Origin of the sequence: Companilactobacillus ginsenosidimutans, assembly GCF_001050475.1 — a bacterium.
GTDB lineage: Bacteria > Bacillota > Bacilli > Lactobacillales > Lactobacillaceae > Companilactobacillus > Companilactobacillus ginsenosidimutans.
On sequence record NZ_CP012034.1, the window covers coordinates 2,138,625 to 2,160,433 of the forward strand.

Annotated in this window: 24 protein-coding genes; 14 read left to right on the top strand and 10 right to left on the bottom strand. The window is 35.6% G+C overall.

The window, feature by feature from the left end; translation table 11 throughout:
* The first annotated feature begins 50 nt into the window (after positions 1-50).
* Together ABM34_RS10685 and ABM34_RS10690 are read left to right on the top strand one after the other, a co-directional pair.
* Complete coding sequence (locus tag ABM34_RS10685) at positions 51-1,949, top strand: fructose-bisphosphatase class III (protein WP_048705646.1); 1,899 nt, start codon at positions 51-53, stop codon at positions 1,947-1,949.
* Between the two features lie 235 nt (positions 1,950-2,184).
* Positions 2,185-2,706, top strand: a complete 522-nt coding sequence (locus ABM34_RS10690; RefSeq protein ID WP_053084469.1) for a GtrA family protein — start codon at positions 2,185-2,187, stop codon at positions 2,704-2,706.
* A 37-nt stretch (positions 2,707-2,743) separates the two neighbouring features.
* On the opposite strand, the gene ABM34_RS10695 is transcribed toward ABM34_RS10690, so the two are convergent.
* The 3 genes from ABM34_RS10695 to ABM34_RS10705 form a co-directional block, all read right to left on the bottom strand.
* Positions 2,744-2,926 (bottom strand): hypothetical protein, encoded by a 183-nt coding sequence (locus ABM34_RS10695; RefSeq protein ID WP_048705647.1) that lies wholly within the window; start codon positions 2,924-2,926, stop codon positions 2,744-2,746.
* A gap of 23 nt (positions 2,927-2,949) precedes the next feature.
* A complete protein-coding gene (locus tag ABM34_RS10700; protein WP_048705648.1) occupies positions 2,950-3,135 on the bottom strand; it encodes a hypothetical protein in 186 nt (61 codons plus the stop codon).
* Positions 3,136-3,270: 135 nt separating this feature from the next.
* On the bottom strand, positions 3,271-4,557 hold the full coding sequence (locus ABM34_RS10705) for a solute carrier family 23 protein (RefSeq protein ID WP_048705650.1): 1,287 nt from the start codon (positions 4,555-4,557) through the stop codon (positions 3,271-3,273).
* A 277-nt stretch (positions 4,558-4,834) separates the two neighbouring features.
* Between ABM34_RS10705 and ABM34_RS10710 the strand changes: the two genes are divergently transcribed.
* From ABM34_RS10710 to ABM34_RS10735, 5 genes are all read left to right on the top strand, one after another.
* A complete protein-coding gene (locus ABM34_RS10710; RefSeq protein WP_048705651.1) occupies positions 4,835-5,443 on the top strand; it encodes a histidine phosphatase family protein in 609 nt (202 codons plus the stop codon).
* Between the two features lie 74 nt (positions 5,444-5,517).
* Positions 5,518-6,234: a demethylmenaquinone methyltransferase gene (locus ABM34_RS10715; RefSeq protein WP_048705653.1), complete on the top strand. Its 717-nt coding sequence runs from the start codon at positions 5,518-5,520 to the stop codon at positions 6,232-6,234.
* A 691-nt stretch (positions 6,235-6,925) separates the two neighbouring features.
* A complete protein-coding gene (locus tag ABM34_RS10725) occupies positions 6,926-7,408 on the top strand; it encodes a GtrA family protein (RefSeq protein WP_053084470.1) in 483 nt (160 codons plus the stop codon).
* Positions 7,409-7,750: 342 nt separating this feature from the next.
* Complete coding sequence (locus tag ABM34_RS10730) at positions 7,751-8,128, top strand: hypothetical protein (protein ID WP_048705656.1); 378 nt, start codon at positions 7,751-7,753, stop codon at positions 8,126-8,128.
* Between the two features lie 130 nt (positions 8,129-8,258).
* Positions 8,259-8,639 (top strand): hypothetical protein, encoded by a 381-nt coding sequence (locus ABM34_RS10735; protein ID WP_048705657.1) that lies wholly within the window; start codon positions 8,259-8,261, stop codon positions 8,637-8,639.
* Positions 8,640-9,137: 498 nt separating this feature from the next.
* On the opposite strand, the gene ABM34_RS10740 is transcribed toward ABM34_RS10735, so the two are convergent.
* From ABM34_RS10740 to ABM34_RS10760, 5 genes are all read right to left on the bottom strand, one after another.
* Positions 9,138-9,575, bottom strand: coding sequence for an Hsp20/alpha crystallin family protein (locus ABM34_RS10740; protein WP_048705659.1), 438 nt, complete (start codon positions 9,573-9,575; stop codon positions 9,138-9,140).
* A 100-nt stretch (positions 9,576-9,675) separates the two neighbouring features.
* A complete protein-coding gene (locus ABM34_RS10745; protein WP_048705660.1) occupies positions 9,676-10,350 on the bottom strand; it encodes an ABC transporter permease in 675 nt (224 codons plus the stop codon).
* On the bottom strand, positions 10,350-11,273 hold the full coding sequence (locus ABM34_RS10750; RefSeq protein ID WP_048705662.1) for an osmoprotectant ABC transporter substrate-binding protein: 924 nt from the start codon (positions 11,271-11,273) through the stop codon (positions 10,350-10,352). Before ABM34_RS10750 ends, ABM34_RS10745 begins: the two co-directional genes overlap by 1 nt.
* 2 nt (positions 11,274-11,275) lie before the next feature.
* A complete protein-coding gene (locus ABM34_RS10755; RefSeq protein ID WP_048705663.1) occupies positions 11,276-11,911 on the bottom strand; it encodes an ABC transporter permease in 636 nt (211 codons plus the stop codon).
* On the bottom strand, positions 11,908-13,110 hold the full coding sequence (locus tag ABM34_RS10760) for a betaine/proline/choline family ABC transporter ATP-binding protein (RefSeq protein WP_048705665.1): 1,203 nt from the start codon (positions 13,108-13,110) through the stop codon (positions 11,908-11,910). The genes ABM34_RS10755 and ABM34_RS10760 overlap by 4 nt, the downstream gene beginning before the upstream one ends.
* A 78-nt stretch (positions 13,111-13,188) precedes the next feature.
* Here ABM34_RS10760 and ABM34_RS10765 point away from each other — a divergent pair, with 78 nt between their 5' ends.
* The 3 genes from ABM34_RS10765 to ABM34_RS10775 all read left to right on the top strand — a co-directional run bounded on the left by ABM34_RS10765 (position 13,189) and on the right by ABM34_RS10775 (position 15,781).
* A complete protein-coding gene (locus ABM34_RS10765) occupies positions 13,189-13,551 on the top strand; it encodes a DUF488 domain-containing protein (RefSeq protein ID WP_048705667.1) in 363 nt (120 codons plus the stop codon).
* Between the two features lie 103 nt (positions 13,552-13,654).
* Positions 13,655-14,506 (top strand): helix-turn-helix domain-containing protein, encoded by an 852-nt coding sequence (locus tag ABM34_RS10770; protein WP_048705668.1) that lies wholly within the window; start codon positions 13,655-13,657, stop codon positions 14,504-14,506.
* A 48-nt stretch (positions 14,507-14,554) separates the two neighbouring features.
* Positions 14,555-15,781, top strand: coding sequence for a DUF2075 domain-containing protein (locus ABM34_RS10775; protein WP_048705670.1), 1,227 nt, complete (start codon positions 14,555-14,557; stop codon positions 15,779-15,781).
* 53 nt (positions 15,782-15,834) lie between these two features.
* Here ABM34_RS10775 and ABM34_RS10780 read toward each other — a convergent pair whose 3' ends face one another.
* Together ABM34_RS10780 and ABM34_RS10785 are read right to left on the bottom strand one after the other, a co-directional pair.
* Positions 15,835-16,260: a GNAT family N-acetyltransferase gene (locus ABM34_RS10780; protein WP_157023323.1), complete on the bottom strand. Its 426-nt coding sequence runs from the start codon at positions 16,258-16,260 to the stop codon at positions 15,835-15,837.
* A 242-nt stretch (positions 16,261-16,502) separates the two neighbouring features.
* Positions 16,503-17,279, bottom strand: a complete 777-nt coding sequence (locus ABM34_RS10785) for a TerC family protein (RefSeq protein ID WP_048705673.1) — start codon at positions 17,277-17,279, stop codon at positions 16,503-16,505.
* A 322-nt stretch (positions 17,280-17,601) separates the two neighbouring features.
* On the opposite strand from ABM34_RS10785, the gene ABM34_RS10790 reads away from it, so the two are divergent.
* From ABM34_RS10790 to ABM34_RS10805, 4 genes are read left to right on the top strand one after another with little or no spacing between them, the layout of a single operon-like run.
* On the top strand, positions 17,602-18,687 hold the full coding sequence (locus ABM34_RS10790) for an ABC transporter ATP-binding protein (protein WP_048705674.1): 1,086 nt from the start codon (positions 17,602-17,604) through the stop codon (positions 18,685-18,687).
* A complete protein-coding gene (locus ABM34_RS10795; RefSeq protein ID WP_048705675.1) occupies positions 18,680-19,624 on the top strand; it encodes a carbohydrate ABC transporter permease in 945 nt (314 codons plus the stop codon). Before ABM34_RS10790 ends, ABM34_RS10795 begins: the two co-directional genes overlap by 8 nt.
* Entirely contained in the window at positions 19,624-20,454 is an 831-nt protein-coding gene (locus ABM34_RS10800) for a carbohydrate ABC transporter permease (RefSeq protein ID WP_048705677.1), read from the top strand. The genes ABM34_RS10795 and ABM34_RS10800 overlap by 1 nt, the downstream gene beginning before the upstream one ends.
* The gene (locus ABM34_RS10805) at positions 20,454-21,806 is read left to right on the top strand and encodes an ABC transporter substrate-binding protein (protein WP_048705678.1); all 1,353 of its coding nucleotides are present in this window, start codon (positions 20,454-20,456) and stop codon (positions 21,804-21,806) included. The genes ABM34_RS10800 and ABM34_RS10805 overlap by 1 nt, the downstream gene beginning before the upstream one ends.
* Positions 21,807-21,809: the final 3 nt, after the last annotated feature.

A 21,809-nucleotide genomic window follows, 5' to 3' on the forward strand; every position in this document is an offset into this window, starting at 1 on the left:
TATTTACAGCGCTTACATTATTTCTCAACGGAAAGGTCTAGGTTCAATTTATGAAGAAAAATTTCACAAACGATAATGAAATCAAATCGGAAATTATTAATCTTTCGGCGATTCTCGATTTACCAAAGGGTACTGAAGCTTATGTCAGTGATATCCACGGTGAATATGATGAATTTGCACATATTTTGAGGAATGGATCAGGTAATACTCGCCAAAAAATTTCGGAATTATTTACTGGAAAATTGACTGAAGACAGACAAAAGAAGCTGGCTTTCTTAATTTATTATCCATCGGAAATCTTGGGTCAGATCAAACAACAATTTTCTAAAGAGGCTGACCTTAATCAGTGGTATTTCGATGTTTTCAATGAACTTATTGATATGCTCAGATATACTTCCATTAAATACACCCGTTCAAAAGTTAGAAAGGCTATTAAGAGTGATTTTGTTTATATTACTGAGGAATTGCTTTACGCTGATCAAAATGATTCAACGAAACGTAGCTACTATCGCGAAGTAATGGATAACATTATTAAGCTTGATATGGCAGACTCTTTTGTCATTTCTACTTGCCACACGATTCAACATTTGGTGGTTGACCACTTGCATATTATTGGTGATGTTTATGATCGTGGTCCGCACCCTGAACTTATCATGGATCACTTGATGAATCGCTGGGGGAGCCTTGATTTTCAATGGGGAAATCACGATATTCTCTGGATTGGTAGTACTGCTGGATCAAAACTTTGCATGGCAAACTTGATTAGAATTAGTGCTCGTTATAATAATTTGAAATTGTTGACGAATGCCTATGATATTGATTTGAGCGATTTAAAGGAATTTGCTGCCGAAAATTATACGCCACTTCCTGTCTTTACACCGCGTTCTGATACAGGTGATCCGATTGAAAACTCTGATTCTGTATATGACAATACGGTTCAACAAGCCATGGCGATTATGCAATTTAAGCTTGAGGGTCAGACTATTAAACGTCATCCTGATTTTGAAATGGAAAATAGGATGTTACTTCACCAATTGAGCCCTGACCGTAAGAGTATTGAGATTAACGGTGAGACTTATCCTATTACAAATGGTTGTTTCCAATTAGTTGACCCAGATGATCCATACAAGTTGACGAAGAAGGAACAGAATTTGATTGATGATTTAATTCGTCAATTTATCGACTCACCTAAGTTGAAATATCACATGTCATTTATGATGAATAACGGTTCAATGTATCTCAAATATAATGGTAACTTGTTACTGCATGGTTGTGTTCCGGTCAATGAAGACGGCAGTATGCAAGAGTGGACAGTTGATGGTGAAACTTATTCGGGTAAATCATTGTTCGACTTTTTTGAAAAAACTTTGAAGGAGGGATTTCAAAATCCATCTGTTGAAGAAAGCTTGGATAATGATGTTATTTGGTACTTGTGGACTGGAAAAATGTCTCCATTATTTGGTAAAGCAGCGATGACCACTTTTGAACGTTACTTTATCGAGGACAAAGCTTTACACAAGGAATTAACTAACCCTTATTATTCATTGCGGAAAGAAGAATGGTTCGCAGATGAATTATTGAAGGAGTTTGGCCTGGATCCTGATGATGGTCATATTGTTAACGGACACACTCCGGTTAAACGTGGACACAATCCTATTATGGCAAATCGCAAGATTTTTGTTATTGATGGTGGGATGTCGAAACCTTATCATAAGACCACTGGTATCGGCGGTTACACTTTGTTATCGAACTCGTTTGGATTCCAATTAGTTACGCATGAGCCATTTACTACCCGTGCCAAAGCTATTGCTGATATGACTGATGTTGTTTCTACTAAACGTGTTATTGAGCAGTCGGCTAAACGTAAGACTGTTGGCGATACTGATGTTGGTGTTAAGATTCGTAATCAGATTGCCGAACTACAGGCAAGACTAGAGCGAAATAGATAGACTATATTTATTATTAAGATTTGAAATATCCTCTAAACTGATAACAGTTTGGGGGATGTTTTTTTTAAAATAAATAGCCGAGCTAAAACAGAGTTAAATACTGAGAAAGCTTGTATACTTCTTTCAGAACAGATTTTGAGTTGTCTGGTTTTGAAATTTTCTCTCAAATTTATATTTTAATAATAATAAATTGGGTTTAACATATATGTATAAGCATTTGGAAGGGGTTAACGCAATGAATAATCAATCTGATTTAAATAAAGATGGTGTTTCAAAGACTGTGGATGCTATTGCTGAAGGAATTAATGACGCTGGGAATACTTTTCCTATTGTTGAGGATCCGGTCCATGAGAGTACTCCTAAGCAAGCCGTTCGTTATGTGCTGTGGGGGTTAATTTCTGTTGTTGTTAACCTTGGTACTTTTTATTTATTAAATAGTGTTGTACATATTAATTATCAAGTTGCCAATATTATTGCTTGGGTTATTGGTGTTCAAGTGGCTTTCTGGATTGATCGTGTGATTGTTTTCCGTCACAAATCTAATTCACCTATCCAAGAAATGGTGGCTTTTTACAGTACTCGTATTTTGACCTACTTGGTTGAAACTGCAACTCTCTGGGTTGGTGTTTCACTATTGAGTGGTAATAGTAATGTTTCCAAAATTATTGGTCAATTATTGGCTATTATCGGCAATTATATTTTCTCAAAACTTTTCATTTTCAAAAACAAAGAAGCACATCATCAACAAATACATTAAACAAAAACCGCGGTATCTCAAAGGATATCGCGGTTTTTTAGATAGTGTTTGAATCTCTTTCGGCTATGTTTTTATTTGATGACTTTTTCATTGTATGTATTCTTTTGGTATCTTCTAAATATTTGTTTTCAGCAAATTTCCAGAAAATTTTATTGTCGTGAATTTCTTTAGTTGCTTTTCGCTCAGCTAGTCGTGAATTTTTTCCAACTTCCTTAAACATGCTTACCTTTTTAGAAGTTTTAACTATCTTATTTCCTTTTTTACGTAGAGCGGAACGGTGGTTGAATCATTATTATCTGATAATGAAATTACAATTAACTTTATAGGTTGTTTTTCGGATGATTCCGCAGAAACATTTGTTACAGGTAGTCCGAATCCAAGCGCTATTAGTGCGATTGCCACTTTAAAGGACCTCTTCCTAATCTCCATGTGAATCCCTCTCTATTTAACATCGATTTAATAGTTAAAATATAGCATGATATGTCTATTGGATAAATGTTATTTTCGTATGATACCACAAAAAAATCGCTATTCTGTCATTAATAACAGGATGGCGATTATTATTTACTCTTCTGAAAGTGCTTCTCTTGGCAAAATTAAATTTAACAAAATTCCCATGACAGTTGCGACACCGATACCAGTAAATTGAAAAGTTCCAATTTTTAGATAGGCATTTCCGATTCCAATAACTAGAATGACTGAGGCAATCATCAAGTTACGTTTTCGGTTGAAGTCGACTTTGTTGTCAACTAGGATCCGTAGGCCACTTGATGCGATAACCCCAAACAAGATGAAACTGATTCCCCCGATTACTGGTCCGGGGATGGTTTGGATTAGGGCACTTAGCTTACCCACAAATCCGAATAGGGTTGCAAAAACGGCAGCTCCGATGATTACGTATACACTAAAAATTTTGTTTACGGCCATAACACCGATGTTTTCACCATATGAGGTAATTGGTGGACCACCAACTAGTCCGGCGAAGATTGAGGCTGTACCGTCACCAGCTAAAGTTCTGTGCAAGCCAGGATTTTTGAAGAAATTACGGTGAGTTAATTCATCAAGTACCATGATGTGGCCTAAGTGCTCAGCCATTGTAACGAACGCGATTGGAGCAAAACTTAATATTGCGTCCCAATAAATTTGCTTAGGCTGATAACTTACATATGGAAATTCGAAAGCTGGTAATTTGAACCATGGTGTGGAGATAACTTTTGAGAAGTCGACGATTCCCAACATTACTGAGAGGACGTAACCACAGATGATTCCTAGTAAAATGGCGATGTTGCTCCAGAATCCTTTGAGGTACATGTTGAATAAAACTGTTACTAATAATGTGAAAATTGCGATTCCAAAGTATTTCAAATCGTAGTGGGTTCCGTTTAGCATGGCATTATCAGCAGCTGAACCTGCAACTGAAAGTCCAATAACGATAACGATAGGACCAACAACGATTGGTGGAAGTGCTCGATCAATCCAGTCTGATCCGGCAAAGCCGACGATTGTGGCAACGATTAGATAAACTAGGCCGACGGCGATAGTACCTTGCGCGACACCAGCATAACCGGCGGTTTTCATTAAGGCAATACTAGGCACAATGAATGAGAAACTTGAACTCATGTATGCCGGAATTCTACCCTTTGTAATTAAAATGTGGAGAATGGTTCCGATACCTGAACTAAATAACGCGATACTTGGATCTAATCCAACTAAAAGGGGAACTAAAACTGTTGCCCCAAACATTGAGAATAAGTGCTGCAGTGAAAGAAGTGGCCATGTGAGTAATGGTGGCTTTTCATACAAGTCTAGAACCGCTTCGGGATTTCGATAGTTCTTATCATTTGCATCCAAAATAATTCCCCCTATAAATTTACAAAAAAATAGTCCTCTATCCCGTGATTTTCGAAATAAAAGACTTAAGCGTTCCTTATTAGCCTCGCGGGACTAAGATTAAAGGCATATTTTAATGTTAGATAACTTCGTTACTTAATATAATACTACAAAATAGGGCCGTTCTGGAAACTGAATAAATTATTATTCGCAAATAACTTGCGATTAGTTCAACAACTTTACTACAATTGAAACTACAGTATATATATCATGAAAAATAAAATTTAAGGGGTTCATAATGGTTGAATTGTATGTAATTCGTCACGGAGAAACTGATACTAACAAAGAGGTACGTATTAATGGTCGATCAACAGATATGCCATTAAATGAAACTGGCATTAAGCAGGCTCATGAGTTAGCTGAAGAAATTGATATTTCCAAATTTGATTATATTTACACTAGTCCAATGAAGCGTGCCCTTCAAACTGCAAAGATTTTGAATCAAGGTGTTGACGACGAACTAATTCAGGATGAACGACTATATGAAGCTGATTATGGCTCATGGGATGGTGTTAAAGAGTCAGAATTGTACGCAAAGTATCCACAAACGTTTGATGATAATGGATTCTTACTACCTAACTTTATGGATTATGCGGAAAATGCTGAACCTTACGAATCAGTTTATAAACGTGTAGAAAGTTTTTTAGCCGAAATAACTGAACTTGGTGATAAGAAAGTTATGGCAGTTTGTCACGGATTTATTAGCCGTGCAATTTTTAAACAAGTGACTGGAATCCCTGATATCTCGGCCGTTGTTCAATCTGCCAACGCTGGGGTTTCCAAATATCAACTTTTAAGAACGCATCGTTATGTTAGATTTTATGCTAGAAAAAAATATATCGGTTAAATAATTAACGCCATATGTGCAAAGTAACTTATAATTGTATATAAGTATTTTATTGGATGTTAGGGAGAAGATAGATGTCAAAATTAACAAATAAAGTCCCAGAAAAAGATGTTCAAAACGTTTTTGATTCTATTGCCGGGAACTATGACAAATTGAATTCAATTATGAGTCTTGGTACGCACAATAAATGGCGAATGGAAGCAACTAATATGATCAAGGGAAGCCCTAGAGATATTCTTGATCTTTGTTGTGGTACAGCGGACTGGAGCTTGGTTCTCGCCAACAAATATCCTAATTCACATATTATTGGATTAGATTTCAGTAGTGAAATGCTCAAGATTGGCCAAGAGAAAATTAACAAATCTGAATTTGGTAACATCCAATTAAAGCAGGGTGACGCCATGAATTTGGATTATCCGGATAATACTTTTGACGTAGTTACGATTGGCTTCGGATTACGTAATGTTCCAGACGCTAATCAAGTGTTGAGAGAAATTTATCGAATCCTGAAGCCTAACGGGCAACTTATTTGTCTTGAAGCATTTAAGGTTGAAACTCCGGTTGTTAAATGGGGTTGGAGACTTTATTTCAATGAAATTATGCCTGCGATGGGTAAGGTGTTTGCTTCTCATAAGTCTGAATATCAGTATTTGGATGACTCGGTTAATAAGTTTGTTAGTATTCGTGAGTTGGTTCGGATGTATCGGGATGCAGGGTTTATCAATATTCACGTCCGTGGGTTTATGATGAAATCTGCAGCTATTCATTATGGGATGAAGGCTGGTAGATAGAGGGTTATTGCCGCCAGGGGGGTTCCGTACGACGGGCGGCGGAACGCCATGGGTTGAAAAAAAGCCGAAGTGCGGTCTTTTTTTACAACCTTTCACTAAACCTCGGCTTATGGCCGAGCTAAGTGAAATATCACGGCTGGCTCGCCCGTCGTACTCCACCCCTCTGGCTAGATCCTGCGTTTATTCAGAGTCATCAATGGCAGCTGATTTCCGGGTTTTTATGGTATTGGCGAATCTTGTCGCTGATTTAATTTTTGTGGTTTGCATTTCTTTTTCTTGGATCAAAACATTAACCAAGCCAAAATTTACAACCTGGTTCAAGTGCGCTCCTGGCTTTGCCAGTCGTATAGTGCCAGTGCTATGGAAAGTATTTTTATTTAAAACATTATGGATTGTATGTATGCAAAAAAATAACACTCTGGGGAAGAGTGTTATTTTTTTTATGGGGATTATTTATTTGCTTTATATATTTAGGGGATTAAATATATTCATATGTTATAGGGGGGATGAGGTAAGAAATTGTTTATCTCTTATCTACAATTACTATATTAACTGTTAATAATGAATTATTTATTTTGTAAATGTGAATGTTGTGTGAAGTTGCTTGTTATTTTTTATACATATTGCTTTTAATTTGATTAAAAAAAGACTAATATTTACACAACTTAATAATTTGAAAGGGGCCCTAATTATGAACGATCGAATTCATGCGGATGATCATCCCTTGGTTACTGATAGCTTAGTCGACCAATCACCAAATATGTCTAAGAAGGTTGATAATGATAACAACCTGAAAGAGGGTATTCGATATGTATTATGGGGCTCTGTTTCTGTTGTTGCTGATATTGGAACTTTTTGGATTTTTAACAATGCTTTTCATGTTAATTATCAAATTGCTAATTTCATTGCAATGGTAGTCGCTGTTCAAGTTGGATATTGGATTTGCCGTATTCTTGTCTTTCATCACAAATCTCATCATATTCTTCGTGAAATGGCTGAGTGCTACGGTACTCGTGCTGTTACCTATTTGATTGAAGTTGTTACGCTTTGGATTGGGGTTTCTCTTTTGAAGGGTAATGCCACTATTACTCAGATCATAGGACAGGCTATTGCTATTATTGGGAATTATATTTTCTCTAAGCTGGTAATTTTTAATACTAGATTTAATGCCTAAGGTATACCGTTCAATATTTATTATTGAGCGGCCTTTTTTTGCAAAAAAATAACACTCTGGGGAGGAGTGTTATTTTTTCATTCTAGGGATTATATGTATTTTTATATATTTAGGGGATTAAATATATCGTTATGTTATAGGGGGGATGTAGTAAGAGGAATCTCTGTTCCTCCTCATCTACAAGTACTATATTAATCGAAAATATTGAACAAATTATTTTGTAATTATGAAATAAATATGAAGTGTACGATAGTTAAAATTTATACGCTTAAACTTGACTTTAAATATACTTGTATTTTTATTGTTATACTTGTAGTCTATTTGGTATAAGGGGGAATTACCATGAAAAAAATATTAGCGTTTGTTACTGCAATTGCTCTATTTAGTTTCATTCTACCGGTTGGATCGATTCAAGCTGCTACGAATTCAACTGCTCCTGATTATATTAAAACTATCAAGCCTGAGTATCCAACGGGTCAAGGATCCAATAGTTCTTTTAAGGTTAATAAAAATTTACCAATTTATAAATTAGTGAATGGTGCTTTTGTTAAGAATAATGTCTCTGTTATTAACGGATCGACTTGGACTATTCAAAATACCATTATTACTAATAGTGGTGCCATGTATTATCAAATTGCTAATAATCGATTTATTCAAAGTAATTTGAGTGATATGTCGATTATTATTCCTATGACAATTTATATGCAAACAAACAAATAGATTAGAATGATAACATCCTATGCGGGATGTTATTTTTTTGGCTTCATAGATTTATTTAACCATTTATTAGACTAAATAATTGTTTTTATTTGTTAAAATAGTTATATACTTACTTTAGGAGGATATTTATATGAAAAAATTTATCTCAATAATTACAGCAGTTATCCTTGTAGGTATTTCTGTTCCTGCCGGGTTGTCACAAGCTGCTGATACTTCAAGTAATAAAGAAACAATTGAATATATTAATGGTGGTTCTACGACAAATTACGATAATGGTAATTCAACTACAGGATCAATTGTTAATGTGAAGAATCCAGTTCCGGTTTATGAAATTAAGGATGGCACTTTGGTCCCAACTGGGCAAATTGCACAAGCTGGTACAAAATGGGCAACAGGATTATCAGTTTCGACTCAAGACAATCAGTACTATCAAATTTCGAATAACCAATTTTTAAAAGACAGTCCTAACGATACAGATATCTCAGTTTATTTGCTGGTACATTTAAATTAGCTAAAAAAATAACACTCTGGGGAAGAGTGTTATTTTTGATTTCGTATATTTAAGGGGATTAAATATATTACGTATATTATGTTATAGGGGGGAGATACGAGGAAATTGCTTTCCTCTCATCTACAAGTTCTATAGTACAGGAATACTGTGAATGAATTATTTGGAATCTGTGAATTAAATGTGAAGTTTGAAAAAGTCCAAAAAAATAACACGCCGGGGAAGCGTGTTATTTTTAATTTCTTATGTTTATAGGGGATTAAATATATATGTTATAGGGGCGAGAGGAAGGAACTTTGTTCCCTCATCTACAAGTTATATGTTACTGGTAGAGTGTGAAATAACTATTCCAAAAATGTGACTTTTTTATGAACTTTTCCGGCGGACGTTATAACGGCGAATCTAATCACAAAAAAATATGATCGAAAACTATCTCTCTTGAGTTTTCGGTCATATTTTGTTTAGAACTAATTGGTATTCGTTCTTTTGTTTTTATTTGTATTAGTTAATTTCGATATGGTGACTGTTGTCTTTTGTTTCTGTCATCTTTGGTAACTTGATGTCCAAGACACCATTGTTGTAATTAGCTTCGATATTGTTTTCGTCGACTGCTGGTAAGTGATATTGTCTTGCAAAACGGCCAGTTGAACGTTCACTCATTATTACGTCACCTTTGTTATCGTTGTGGTCTGCAAAATTATCGCGGTGTCCACTAACTGTTAAGGTGTTATTGCTGTAACTGATGTCGATGTTCTTCTTGTCGAAGTCGGGCATATCAACTCTTACTGCGTAGTCGGTGTCTGATTCTTTGATGTCTGTCTTTAATGTATCATTTGTTGGGAAATTATCTCCAAATATTGATGAGAAGCCATTCATCCAAGGATCAGCATTCATCCAATCTCTAATGTCATTACGACGGTCCATAATTTCATTTGTCATACTTGATTCTTCCTTTCCCTTTTTCACTTTACAAATACATTATAGTTCCTCGTTTGATAAATGCAAACAAATAGCACTCGAAATATCCGAGTGCTAAAAGTTATTCTTCTTCTTCCTCTTTGTAGTAGCCTGTTGGTTCAAAATGTTTTTGAAGTAATCCGATTATCAAGTCGGTAACGATGGCCATTACTGCGGTTGGTAGGGCACCGGCTAAGATCAGTGGTGCTCCATCGGTTGCGTTGGTTCCTCGGATGATTAAGTCACCGAGTCCACCAGCACCAACAAAGGCACCAATAGCTGTATTACCAATGGCGACAACCATGGCGGTTCTTATACCAGACATGATGACTGACATTGCTAAAGGTAGTTTGACCATGTATAACAGTTGGAAAGTGGTCATTCCCATCCCCCGAGCCGAATCAATTGTGTTGGGATCAACATTTTTCATACCTGTGTATGTATTTTTCAAAATAGGTAGTAAGGAATATAAGAATATTGTCACAATAACTGTATTTACTCCCAGTCCTAACCACAACATGATGATTGATAGCATGGCTAGTGAGGGAATAGTTTGAATTACGTTGGCAACACTGATGACAAAATCACCTAAATGAAAGTGATTTGCCATGTAGATTCCTAACGGTATACCTACAGCTGCTGCCAAAAGCACTCCGTAAAATGAAATTAGAAAATGGCGACCAAATTGTTGTAAAAGGTACATTCCATTATGGGTAAAGTAAAAAACTAATTGGTTCCACAACGGCTGGTTAGCCATTATATATCACCTCGAAAATAATTGTGTTTTTGTAGGAATTCATGAGCGACATCTGCTGGTTCACGAAGGTTATTGTCGACCTCATAATTCATTGTTTGCATTTCTGAGACTGAAATTTTTCCATCTAATCTGTGAAGTATTGGTTTTAATTCAGGATGTTTTCTCATCAAAGAATTATTGACGACCATACTTGTATCATATGGTGGGAAAAAGTTTTTATCATCTGGAAGGACCTTTAAGTTGTAACTCTTGATTCTTCCATCAGTTGAATATCCTAGGACAGCCTGCATTTTTCCAGCAGCAACGGCGGAATAAACCAGCCCAATTTGCATTGGATAGACACGCTTAAATTTGAATCCATAAGCTTGTGCGAATGCAGGATAACCGTCATCTGGACGATTGATCCAAATGTTGTCGGCACCGATATCCATTTTTGGACCGATTTTCTTCATGTCACTAATTGTGTTCAAATGGTATTTCTTGGCTGTTTCTTGTGTGACCAACATATTGTAAGTATTTGCGAAACCGTATGTTGGGAACCAAGTTTCATCGAATCGTGATTTATAAAGTGTTTTGACTACATGATTAACTTTGGCACGACTTTTGATCGGTGCATGGTGCAAAGTAGTAATTAATTCGTTACCGGAAAAGTTCTCGGCAGCAATATCTGCATCACCATTCACCAATGCCTGATGGACTAATTGTCCAGATCCTAAGTTGTTAACAATCTCAGTATGATAACTAGTTTCGTGCGAGATCAATTCCATAATCATTTCGGACATAATCATTGATTCAGTGGTTGTTAAACTGGCAACTTTAATCGTGTCTTTCGAAGAACTTCCTAGTCCTGGCCAACCACAGCCTGATACGAAGACTAAAAGTGTGAGACATAATAATGTGAAAACTTTTTTAAATTTTTTCATGATTACACCTCGCTTCGTTTAGTTACTGGTGTAATACGTTTTTCTAGTTTTCCTAATAAGTAGTCGGCTAGAATTGCCAAAATTGTGACGGGGATGGTACCACCGATAATTAGGCTTGGATCATATAGATTTAGTCCATTAAAGATGAAATCACCTAGTCCACCGGCACCAATATATGATGCTAATGTTGACCATGAAATTACGTAGACTGTTGAAAGTCTTACTCCGGACATGATAATTGGCATAGCCATGGGGATTTCAACGTGCATGATTGACTGCATAGTTGTCATTCCCATTCCTTTTGCGGCATCTTTTAAGTTGTGATTAACCTTAGACATGCCGATATAAGTATTTCTTAAAATAGGTAATAATGAATAAATAAATAATGCGACAATTGATGGCAATTTACCGATACCAAAAATTGGAATCATTAATGCCAGCAAAGCTAGCGATGGTATTGTCTGAAGCATACTTGTAAATGACATTACATATTTAGCTGTTTTTGGAAAACGAGTTAAAAGTACGCCTAGTGGGACAGCAACGATAATACCTAACAAAATTGAGAGTCCAGAAATGTAAATTTGTTCCCAAGTTTTGATGATAAGCTCAGAACCGTGCTGATTGAGGAAGTCAATCATGCATTTTCACTTCCTTTTGAAATTGAAGCGGGTAGTTTAGCATCTTCAGGGTTTTCTAGCTCTTCTTTACCCCATATAGCGTCGTAGACGACGTTAACTAGGGATGCACGTGTAACTATACCGATTAGGGTATTCTCCGAGTCAACGACAGGGACGTACTTATAACCTTGTTTCAAAATACGCTCACTTGTATCTCTTAAATAGGAATCCTCGCGAACTTTGATTAAGTTATTAGCATAAATATCACTAACACTAAAATCTTTCGAGTAGTGATCATTGATTGTTTCTAGATCGATGTAACCTTTTAACTTGTTTGAATCATCAGTAACGAGTAACGAATCGACATGTTTACGACTCATTTCCCAAATTGCCTCTGACAATGACTTACCAAGTGTAATGTGAGCTGGATTTTTCGACATGATGTCACCAACTGACAAAGTGTTTTGTTGAGCTTGTAAAAGTCTTTCTTCACCAAGTAAATTTTTAACGAAGTCGTTTGCTGGATGTTGCAAAATATTATCTGGAGTATCATCTTGAATAACTTTTCCACTATCCATAATTACGATATGAGTGGCCAATTTAAGTGCTTCATCCATATCGTGAGTTACGAAAACGATAGTCTTTCCGAGTTTTTCTTGTAGATGTTTAACCAAATCTTGTAAATTATCACGTGTGATAGGGTCAAGTGCTCCGAAAGGTTCATCCATTAGAATGATATCTTGATCGGCAGCTAGAGCTCTAACAACACCAATTCTTTGTTGCTGGCCACCTGAAAGTTCAGCTGGGTATCTATCCAAGTAACTTTCTGGTAGTTCGGCTAAATTAATCAATTCGGTGGCCTTCTTGTCCATACGTTCTTGAGACCATTTCAATAATTTTGGTACTAAAGTTATATTGTCGCGAATGGTCATGTGGGGCATTAGACCATTATTCTGGATAACATAACCGATGGTTCTTCTTAATTTAACTGGATCATATTTACGGATGTTCTTGCCTTTAAATACAATACTTCCTTTACTAGGTTCGAGCATACGATTGATCATACGCATCGTAGTAGTCTTTCCGGACCCGGAAGTACCAATGAAACAGACGAACTCTCCCTCTTTGATTGTGATGTTAACGTCAGAAACGGCAACAGCACGACCATGATAAATCTTTGCTACATCCCTAAAAGAGACGATTTCTTTAGCAGTAGCCATAAATCCTCCTATAATTGTATTGACGTTTGCTATGATACAATTATGTTGTCATTAATTCAAAAGAGGCAGAGGTATATTATGAATAAATTAATTGTTAAACGTATATACGACAAGGACTTGCCGGAAGGATACAGAATTTTAATTGACCGTGTATGGCCACGAGGAATGTCTAAAGTTAGAGCACAACTGGATTTGTGGGCTAAACAAATTGCTCCATCAGCTGATCTGAGAAAGTGGTTTTCGCACGATCCAGAAAAGTTTCCAGAGTTTAAAGAAAAATATTTAGCTGAACTTGATGCTAATGAATATACACCGGAGTTTTTAAAATCGGTCAAATCTGCATTAAATGAACAAGATGTTCTTATATTATATGGTTCAAAAGAGCAGACATATAACAATGCAGCCGTACTAGTTCCCTATTTGAACGATAAAATCAAATAGCTTAAACACCAAAATAATGCAAAACTAAATATTTTTCTATTTGAATTACCAATTTTTAGTTATTATAATAATACTATTAAGCACAAAGTTGGGAAGACAAAAAATGGAAGAATTTGATATTCAAGCTTTATTATCAAGCAATGAAAAAACCTTGATACGCCTTCTAGAAAATTATGCGACTACTAACCACGTTGTAACATATGTTTTGGATAATTCCGGTGATTTAAAATCTGATATCTATGGAAATACTCATGGAAATCAAATTTTTTCCGAGCTGGTTGAATCTAAAAATATGAACGAAATCACCGATAAACATGTGGATTACAATTTGGGATACGCTGATAAATCGATTCGGATTTCTTCGATTGGTCAAATCATTGGTAGGGTTTGTTGTGTGAAGTCGCTGGATTCGCCACTCAACGATACTCCGGGGTTGTTAGAAAGACAGCTTCATGAGCACTGTGAATATTTGAAACGTCTGATTGAGAGTATCAGTCGTCTGTTGATTGATAATCATGGGATTGGGACTTACATGATTAAGTATCCGGTTGAAGTCGACGATATTATTGACGAATTAAATGATGACGACAACAAGGCGTTACAACAATTGAAGAAACTTTCAACATCTAATGAGGCGATTATTTCAGCTATCGAATATATTGATGAAAATCTGGACAAGCATTTAACGCTTGATCAAGTTTCCAGCAAGGTATTCTTATCGGATTATTACTTCAGTAAGCTCTTTAAACGTGAGACCAAGCTGAGTTTTTCTGTATATTTAAACGCCCGTAAGATTCAGAAAGCCATGATAATCTTGAAACAAACTAGTCACAGCATTAGTGAAGTTTCCGATGAGCTTGGATTCACTAGAATTAGTTACTTTAGTCAAACATTTAAGAAATATACTGGTTACACACCATCCGAATTTAGGAATGAGGATTATTTAGAAATATAACTTGTCAAACGACTGTCGAGGGATAGTCGTTTTTTTAGTGGAGGAAATATGTTAGATTCAATTTTACCCAACAAAAATTTAACTGAGCTACAGCAGAAAGTTTTCGATAAAATTTTGAAGTTTTGCCAAACTAATCTGCAGAATAATAATAAGGGGATTTTCCAGCTAAATGGGGATGCTGGTACGGGAAAAAGTGTTATCTTAACTAAATTGTTTTTGACGCTGGAGCAGGATTCTAAGAGAAATATTCCTGATTTGCAGGGGATGAACAATTATTTTCTCGTCAATCATCCGGAATTATTGAAGGTATATCAAGATAATGCCGGCGAATTTGATGATTTGCGCAAGAATAGATTTTTACGTCCGACTACTTTTATCAACCAAATGCATAAGCGAAACAAGACTGCTGATATTGTAGTAATTGATGAAGCTCATTTGTTGTTGAGTGAAAGTGACAGTTACAATAATTTCACCCAGAAGAATCAACTGGAAGAAGTTATCAAGTTAAGCAAAGTTGTTATTTTTGTTTACGATGAACGGCAAGTTTTGAAAATCAAAAGTTACTGGTCACAGAATATTATCGAGGAATTGAAGAGTAAGTATGATTTGAGCTATGAATCTAGCACTCTGAAAGTTCAGATGCGCATGCAAGCACCAGACTCAGTAATCAACTGGATTGATGATTTGACCAGTGACTTACAAATCAATACAAAAGAAATTACGCAAAAAGATCCGGATTATCTTGGCGGAATGAAAAATGATTACGATTTTAGAATTTATCAAGATGCTGAGAAAATGTATCAGAAGTTACGTGAGAAAAATAATACTTATGGGCAAGCAAGAATCGTTGCGACTGCTGACTATCCATCAATTTTGGATGGCAAAAAACATTTTGTCGATGAAGGAAATTTTCATTTACCTTGGGATCAATATAATTATTCGAAAGTGACTTGGGCACAAAAGGACAATACGATTAATGAAATTGGTTCAATCTATACGGTGCAAGGATTTGATTTGAATTACGTTGCAGTAATAATGGGACCCTCTGTCAAATATGCAGGTAAGGGAAAAATTGAGATTGATATTAATAAATATGAGGATCAAGAGGCCTTCAAAAAACGACACGACGATGATTTGAAAAATATTGATGAAGTGAAAAAAGAAATCATCTTGAATTCGATGAACGTGTTACTCAAGCGGGGAATTAGAGGAGTTTTCGTTTATTTTCATGATTTTAAAATTTATGACTATATAGCAAAAGCAGCTGAAAAATAATTTCAGCTGCTTTTTTAAAAAAACTTGGAAAATAATTCATCTTCTGAGTTGAACTAAAAATCATAGTAATTAATTAAACTTTCGTATGGCAAAAACATATAGGAACTTTTCTTGGTTGGATCTGTCTCTTCCCAAGGATTTAAGTATTCAAATCCTAATGTTTGATAAAAATCAGTAGCTTCAGAAAGTGCCTCAAGATAAATTAGTTTAAATCCGATGTTAAATTTTAAATCTGATTTAAGTAGATTTGAGAGTAATCTGTGCATCATGGCAGCACCCAATCCATCATTTTGAAATTTAAGATCAACAGCAAAATATTGGATTTTTATTGCTGCAAAGCAATTCTCTTCTTCAAGGTTAATACTCTCGTAAATCAAAAAATCATCTAACCTGGAATCTCCACAGTTAAATGACTTCACTAAAGTTTGATTTACTAAACTTGATATTCTTATAGCGTTTAAATCATCGTAAGTTGTCATGAATTGTGTATTTTAAATTCTTATGTTGCTTCTGAATTTCCTTTCTTTTTTCATTTGAACAGTTGTTCTTAGTAATATTACGCACAATTCTATTTTTTTCTTCTGGAGAATTCACAATTATGGTGTCACCTATCTTATGTGTTGTAATTGTTAACTCCTCCGTTTTACGCAACAATAACAGATTGATTGCTCACAAACAATAAAAAAACTCAGCAAACAATTTTGTCTGCTGAGTTTTTTTATTATTTTTGTTTAGCACGTTCTGCTTTCTTGACGTTGAAGTGGTGAACTATCAAAGTTACGATAATTGCACCAATTAAAACGAATACGAAAAGTACATTTGGAACGTGAATATCAATGGCTGGTATTGATAAGAATAGTTTGATTGCAATGAATAAAATCAAGAAGTAGGCCATGTCTTGAAGTTCTGGAATTTTGTTCATGAATCCCATGATTACTTCAGCTATACCTCTCATTGCGAGAATACCTATCATACCACCGATTAGAACGATAACAGGATTTTCTGAAATGGCCAGCGATGCCAACACGGAATCAATTGAGAATACAATATCCATTAACTCAATTGAAATAACAACTTGCCAGAAGGCAGAAATTTTAATGTGTTTACGCCAACCCTTTGGTTCTGGCTTCTCTTTCGGCACTTCGACTTTAGAGTCTTTTTTCTTATCGAAGAAGAAGAATTTGACAGCTAAGTAGAATAAGTAAACAGCACCAAGAGCTTTGATCAACCAGAAATTAATTAGATAGACACCAAGACCAATTACGATGAATCGGAAAATATAGGCACCGATAAGTCCATAGAACAATGACTTTTCTCTTTGAACCTTGTCGGGCAAAGTTTGAGTTTGGGCGGCTAAAACAACGGCGTTATCTACGGACAAAATACATTCCATAACTACCAAGGATAAAATAATCATCCAGTCGCTACCTGACTCAATAACTGTTTCCCAGTTATGTAGGTCAAAAAATGGTGCATACATATTAATTAGTGCATTCAATCAGAATAATTCCTCACTTTATTTTATTTGTTGCCAAAATCTGACAACTTCTTTATGAGTACATGATACTAAATTTATCAGCTGTTTTGGGGAAATTAATATAAATTTATATAATATTTTTCTCGGTATGAGTTGCGGCAATAATAACTTGATTCAAATGCTTTTCATTACTTTCATCCAGGCCAGCCCTTTATTGGCAGCATCTGCAGGAAAAGTATACTGAAAGTACACAATTAATTTACACAAAATTTACATTAAATAGATTAGATATATACATTTACCCTCCATACTTGAAACATTGATATTTATTGGAGGATTAAATATGTCAACAATTTTAAAAAATGTTAGTAAGCAATACGACGAGGGCGGGAAAGTTATTGATAACATTTCAGCTGAAATAAAAACTGGGGAGTTTTTTGTAATCGTTGGACCTTCAGGTTGTGGTAAAAGTACTTTACTACGTATGATTGCTGGTTTAACTGAAATTTCAGATGGAACTATCAAAATTGAAGATCGTGTTGTAAACGACCTTCCACCAAAGGATCGTAATCTAACAATGGTATTCCAAAGTTACGCATTGTTCCCGTTTTTAAGTGTTTGGGATAATGTCGCTTTTGGATTAAAGGCTCGTAAAAATGATGCTGCTGAAGTTAACCAACGTGTTGACGATGCTTTACGTATGGTTAATTTGGATGAATTCCGCGACAGAAAGCCACGTGAACTTTCAGGTGGTCAACGTCAACGTGTTGCTTTAGCACGTGCTGTTGCAAGTGATGCAAAGATTTGTTTAATGGACGAACCATTATCAAACTTAGATGCTCAATTAAGAATTAAGATGCGCCAAGAAATTTACGCTTTACAAAGAAAATTAGGCCTCACTTTGATTTATGTAACTCATGATCAAGTTGAAGCAATGACTATGGCTGACCACATCATGGTTCTAAATGAGTCAAAAATCCAACAAGTAGGAACTCCCGAAGAAATTTATAACAATCCTGCAAATGAGTTCGTTGCTAGTTTCTTCGGTGTCCCACCAATTAACATTTTGCCTGCCAAGAAACTTTCAGGTAACACTGTTCAAGTTAACAATGATTTTGAAATCGAGTTGGATCAAGAAATTGCTCAATCAGATTTCCGTATTGGTGTTCGACCAAACGAAATGACCGTTGCTAAGTCTGATGAATTACATGCTAACGCAACTATCAAGGCTGTTGAATTCCTTGGTGACGAAAAAATTGTTCATGCAAAACTCAGTCATGGTGGAAACATCTCAATAATTGTTTCAAGTGAGACTGATTTTGAACCTTATGAAAATATTGAGGTGTCATCATCCAATAATGTTCTGCTCTTTGATCTAAATGGAAAGAGTATCGAAGCTAAGAAGACGGAGGCTGTAGCAAATGCTTAAAAATCCAGCTTCTTCTGATATGGTTGCAGGTAAAAAAGCTGAAGCTAGCAAGAGAAAAATTTTTAGATTAAACGCTAACGATAAGTATTTTGCCTCCATTTTCTTAGGACCATCACTATTCTTATTAGGCTTATTTGTATTCTATCCAATGTTTAAAACACTCTATATCAGTTTGTTTTTAACTAATACTTTGGGACATACAACTGTATTTGCTGGTTTCAGTAATTATGCAAAATTAATCACCTCGCCAGATTTTATTAACAGTTTGACTGTTACCGTGACATATGTTGTTGCTGTGACAGCATTAACTCTTGGTATCGGATTACTCTTGGCTAATTTAGCCAGCAAGAAATTGCCTAGTATCGGAATTTTTAGAACGCTCTATTCACTAACGATGGGTGTGTCCGTTGCAGTTGCTGCAATTTTCTGGTTATTCATGTTTAACCCTTCAACAGGATTCTTTGCGCTCATCAGTAATGCTTTGAGCATGACACCAATCAATTGGTTAACGGATCCTAAGTTTGCCATGCTTGCAGTTATCATAACAACTGTATGGATGAATTTAGGCTTCACTTTCTTAATTCTTCTTGGTGCAATTGAATCAGTTCCTCGTACACTTTATGAAGCTGCTGATGTTGAAGGTGCTTCACCCAGTTTCCAATTTTTCAAAATTACTTTACCAATGATTTCACCAACACTTTTCTTCGTATCAACAATTACTATTATTGATGCATTCAAAAGTTTTGGATTGATCGACCTTATTACTAAAGGTGGTCCCACAAACGCGACAAACATGTTAGTTTACCGAATTTATAAGGATGCTTTCTATAGTGGTAACTACGCCAAATCAAGTACTGAAGCAATCATCTTAACGGTCATTATTGCATTAGTTACCTTGGTTCAATTTAAATTCTTAGAAAGAAAGGTAAATTACTAATGACAGAAATTAATGAGAAGGCTGTAATCAAACGTATTTTGACATATGTATTATTAATTGCGCTCGGATTAGTTATTCTTGCTCCAGTTCTAATTGGTTTGTGGACTAGTTTCTTGCCAACGATGAATATTGCCAAAGGTGATTTATTCAGTATGAATATTTCCCTTGATAATTATGTTGCAGCATTTACAAAAACTCCAATTTTAAGATATTTAGCAAACAGTTTCGTAATCTCAACTTTAACAATGATTGCACAACTAATTTTTTGTTCAATGAGTGCCTATGCTTTTGTATTTCTACGCTTTAGATTCCGTAACTTCTTCTTCGCTCTATTTTTAATCACAATGATGCTTCCATTCGAAGCTCAAATTATTCCTAACTTCCAAACTGTTAAAGTTTTAGGAATGCTAGATAATTACTCAGTAATGATCGTTCCATTTTTAACCTCAGCCTTTGGTACTTTCATGCTTCGACAATCCTTTAAGCAAACACCTGCGGAATTGAAAGAAGCATCAGATATTGAGGGGTTGAACCATTTCCAATTTTATTGGAATGTTGTTTTACCATATAACAAAATCAGTTTGATCACATTGGGTGCATACAGTTTCTTAGGTTCATGGAACCAATACTTATGGCCAATGTTGACTACATTTAGTAATAACTCTCGTGTAATTCAAAATGGTTTGAAGCAATTACAATCTGAAGAAACATTTAATGACTGGGGAATGATTCAAGCAAGTGCTGCAATCATTGTTATTCCAACAATCATCGTCTTGTTCATTGGACAACATTACTTCAAGTCAGGTCTAAACGAGGGAGCAGTGAAATAATGAAAAATACTAAAAAAATCATTCTTCCGCTACTTTTAGTTGTCGGTGCTATCTTGGTTGCTGTCTTCAGTAATCCGGATGTTTCCAAAACTTCAGCTAGCGATAATCGAACACCAGTTGTATTTTGGCATGAGTTAGGTGGACCAACTGAAGATGCTTTGGAAAAAGTTGTCGATGGTTTCAATAAGTCTCAAACAAAATATAAAGTAATTCCTAAGTACCAAGGTACTTACGATGAAGCTATTCAAAAAATCTTGCAAACACATGGTTCAAGCACATCTCCAGCTGTGTTCCAAGCTTTTGATATTTCAACAGCTCAAATGATTCACAGTGGATATATTGCTCCAGTGCAAAATTTTATCGATCAAGATAACTATGATGTAAGTAAAATTTCACCAACTGCACGTGCATTTTATGCAAATGGTGGTAAGCAACAAGGTATGCCATTCAATACTTCTCAACCAGTTTTATACTATAATGCCTCATTGTTGAAGAAGTATGGCATTACACCACCACCAGTTTCACCAACATATAGCGACATTACTCGTGTTGCCAAACAACTATATGAAAAGTCAGATCACAAAGTGAAAGGTATGACTGTTCAAGTTTATGGTTGGTTGATGGAACAAGCATTAGCTAACTCTGGTGCATCAATAGCTAATAACAATGACGGTCACACTGGTAATCCGACTGAGGTTAAATTGAATAATGAAGCTTCTGTTAAATTCTTAGAATGGATTCGTGAAAACATCAAATCTGGTGACTTTATTGATTACGGTTCTGGTGCCAGTGCCGCAGCCAACCAAACTGCAGGTTTCTTGGCTGATAAAGTTGGAATCTTCATTCAATCATCAGCAAGCATGAGCCAATTACAAACTGGTAATAAGAATGAATTAGGTATTACATATTTCCCACATCCAGATGGGCAAAAAGCTAATGGTGTTGCTATTGGTGGGGCAGCTCTTTGGATTGGTAATGATAAACCTAAAGATGTTCAACAAGGTGCATATGAATTTATCAAGTATGCTCTTAAACCAGAAGTTCAAGCGCAATGGCAAAAAGATACAGGATACTTAGCTTTGAACAAGGATTCACAAAAAACTAAGATTCTCCAAGATTTATATGCTAAAAATCCAGTTGCTAAAGTTCCTGGTCAACAGCTAGCGGCTGCAACTCCTAACTATTTCAACTCAGGTATTTTGATGGAGGGGATGCAACTTGCTCGTCAAAAGGAAGAGATCGCTATGGAAACTGTTTATAATGGTGGCGATATCAAGAAAGCTCTAGCTGAAGCGGATAAAGCAATCAACGAAAGCCTTCAAACAAGTAATAAAGCTAACGGATACAAGTAAATA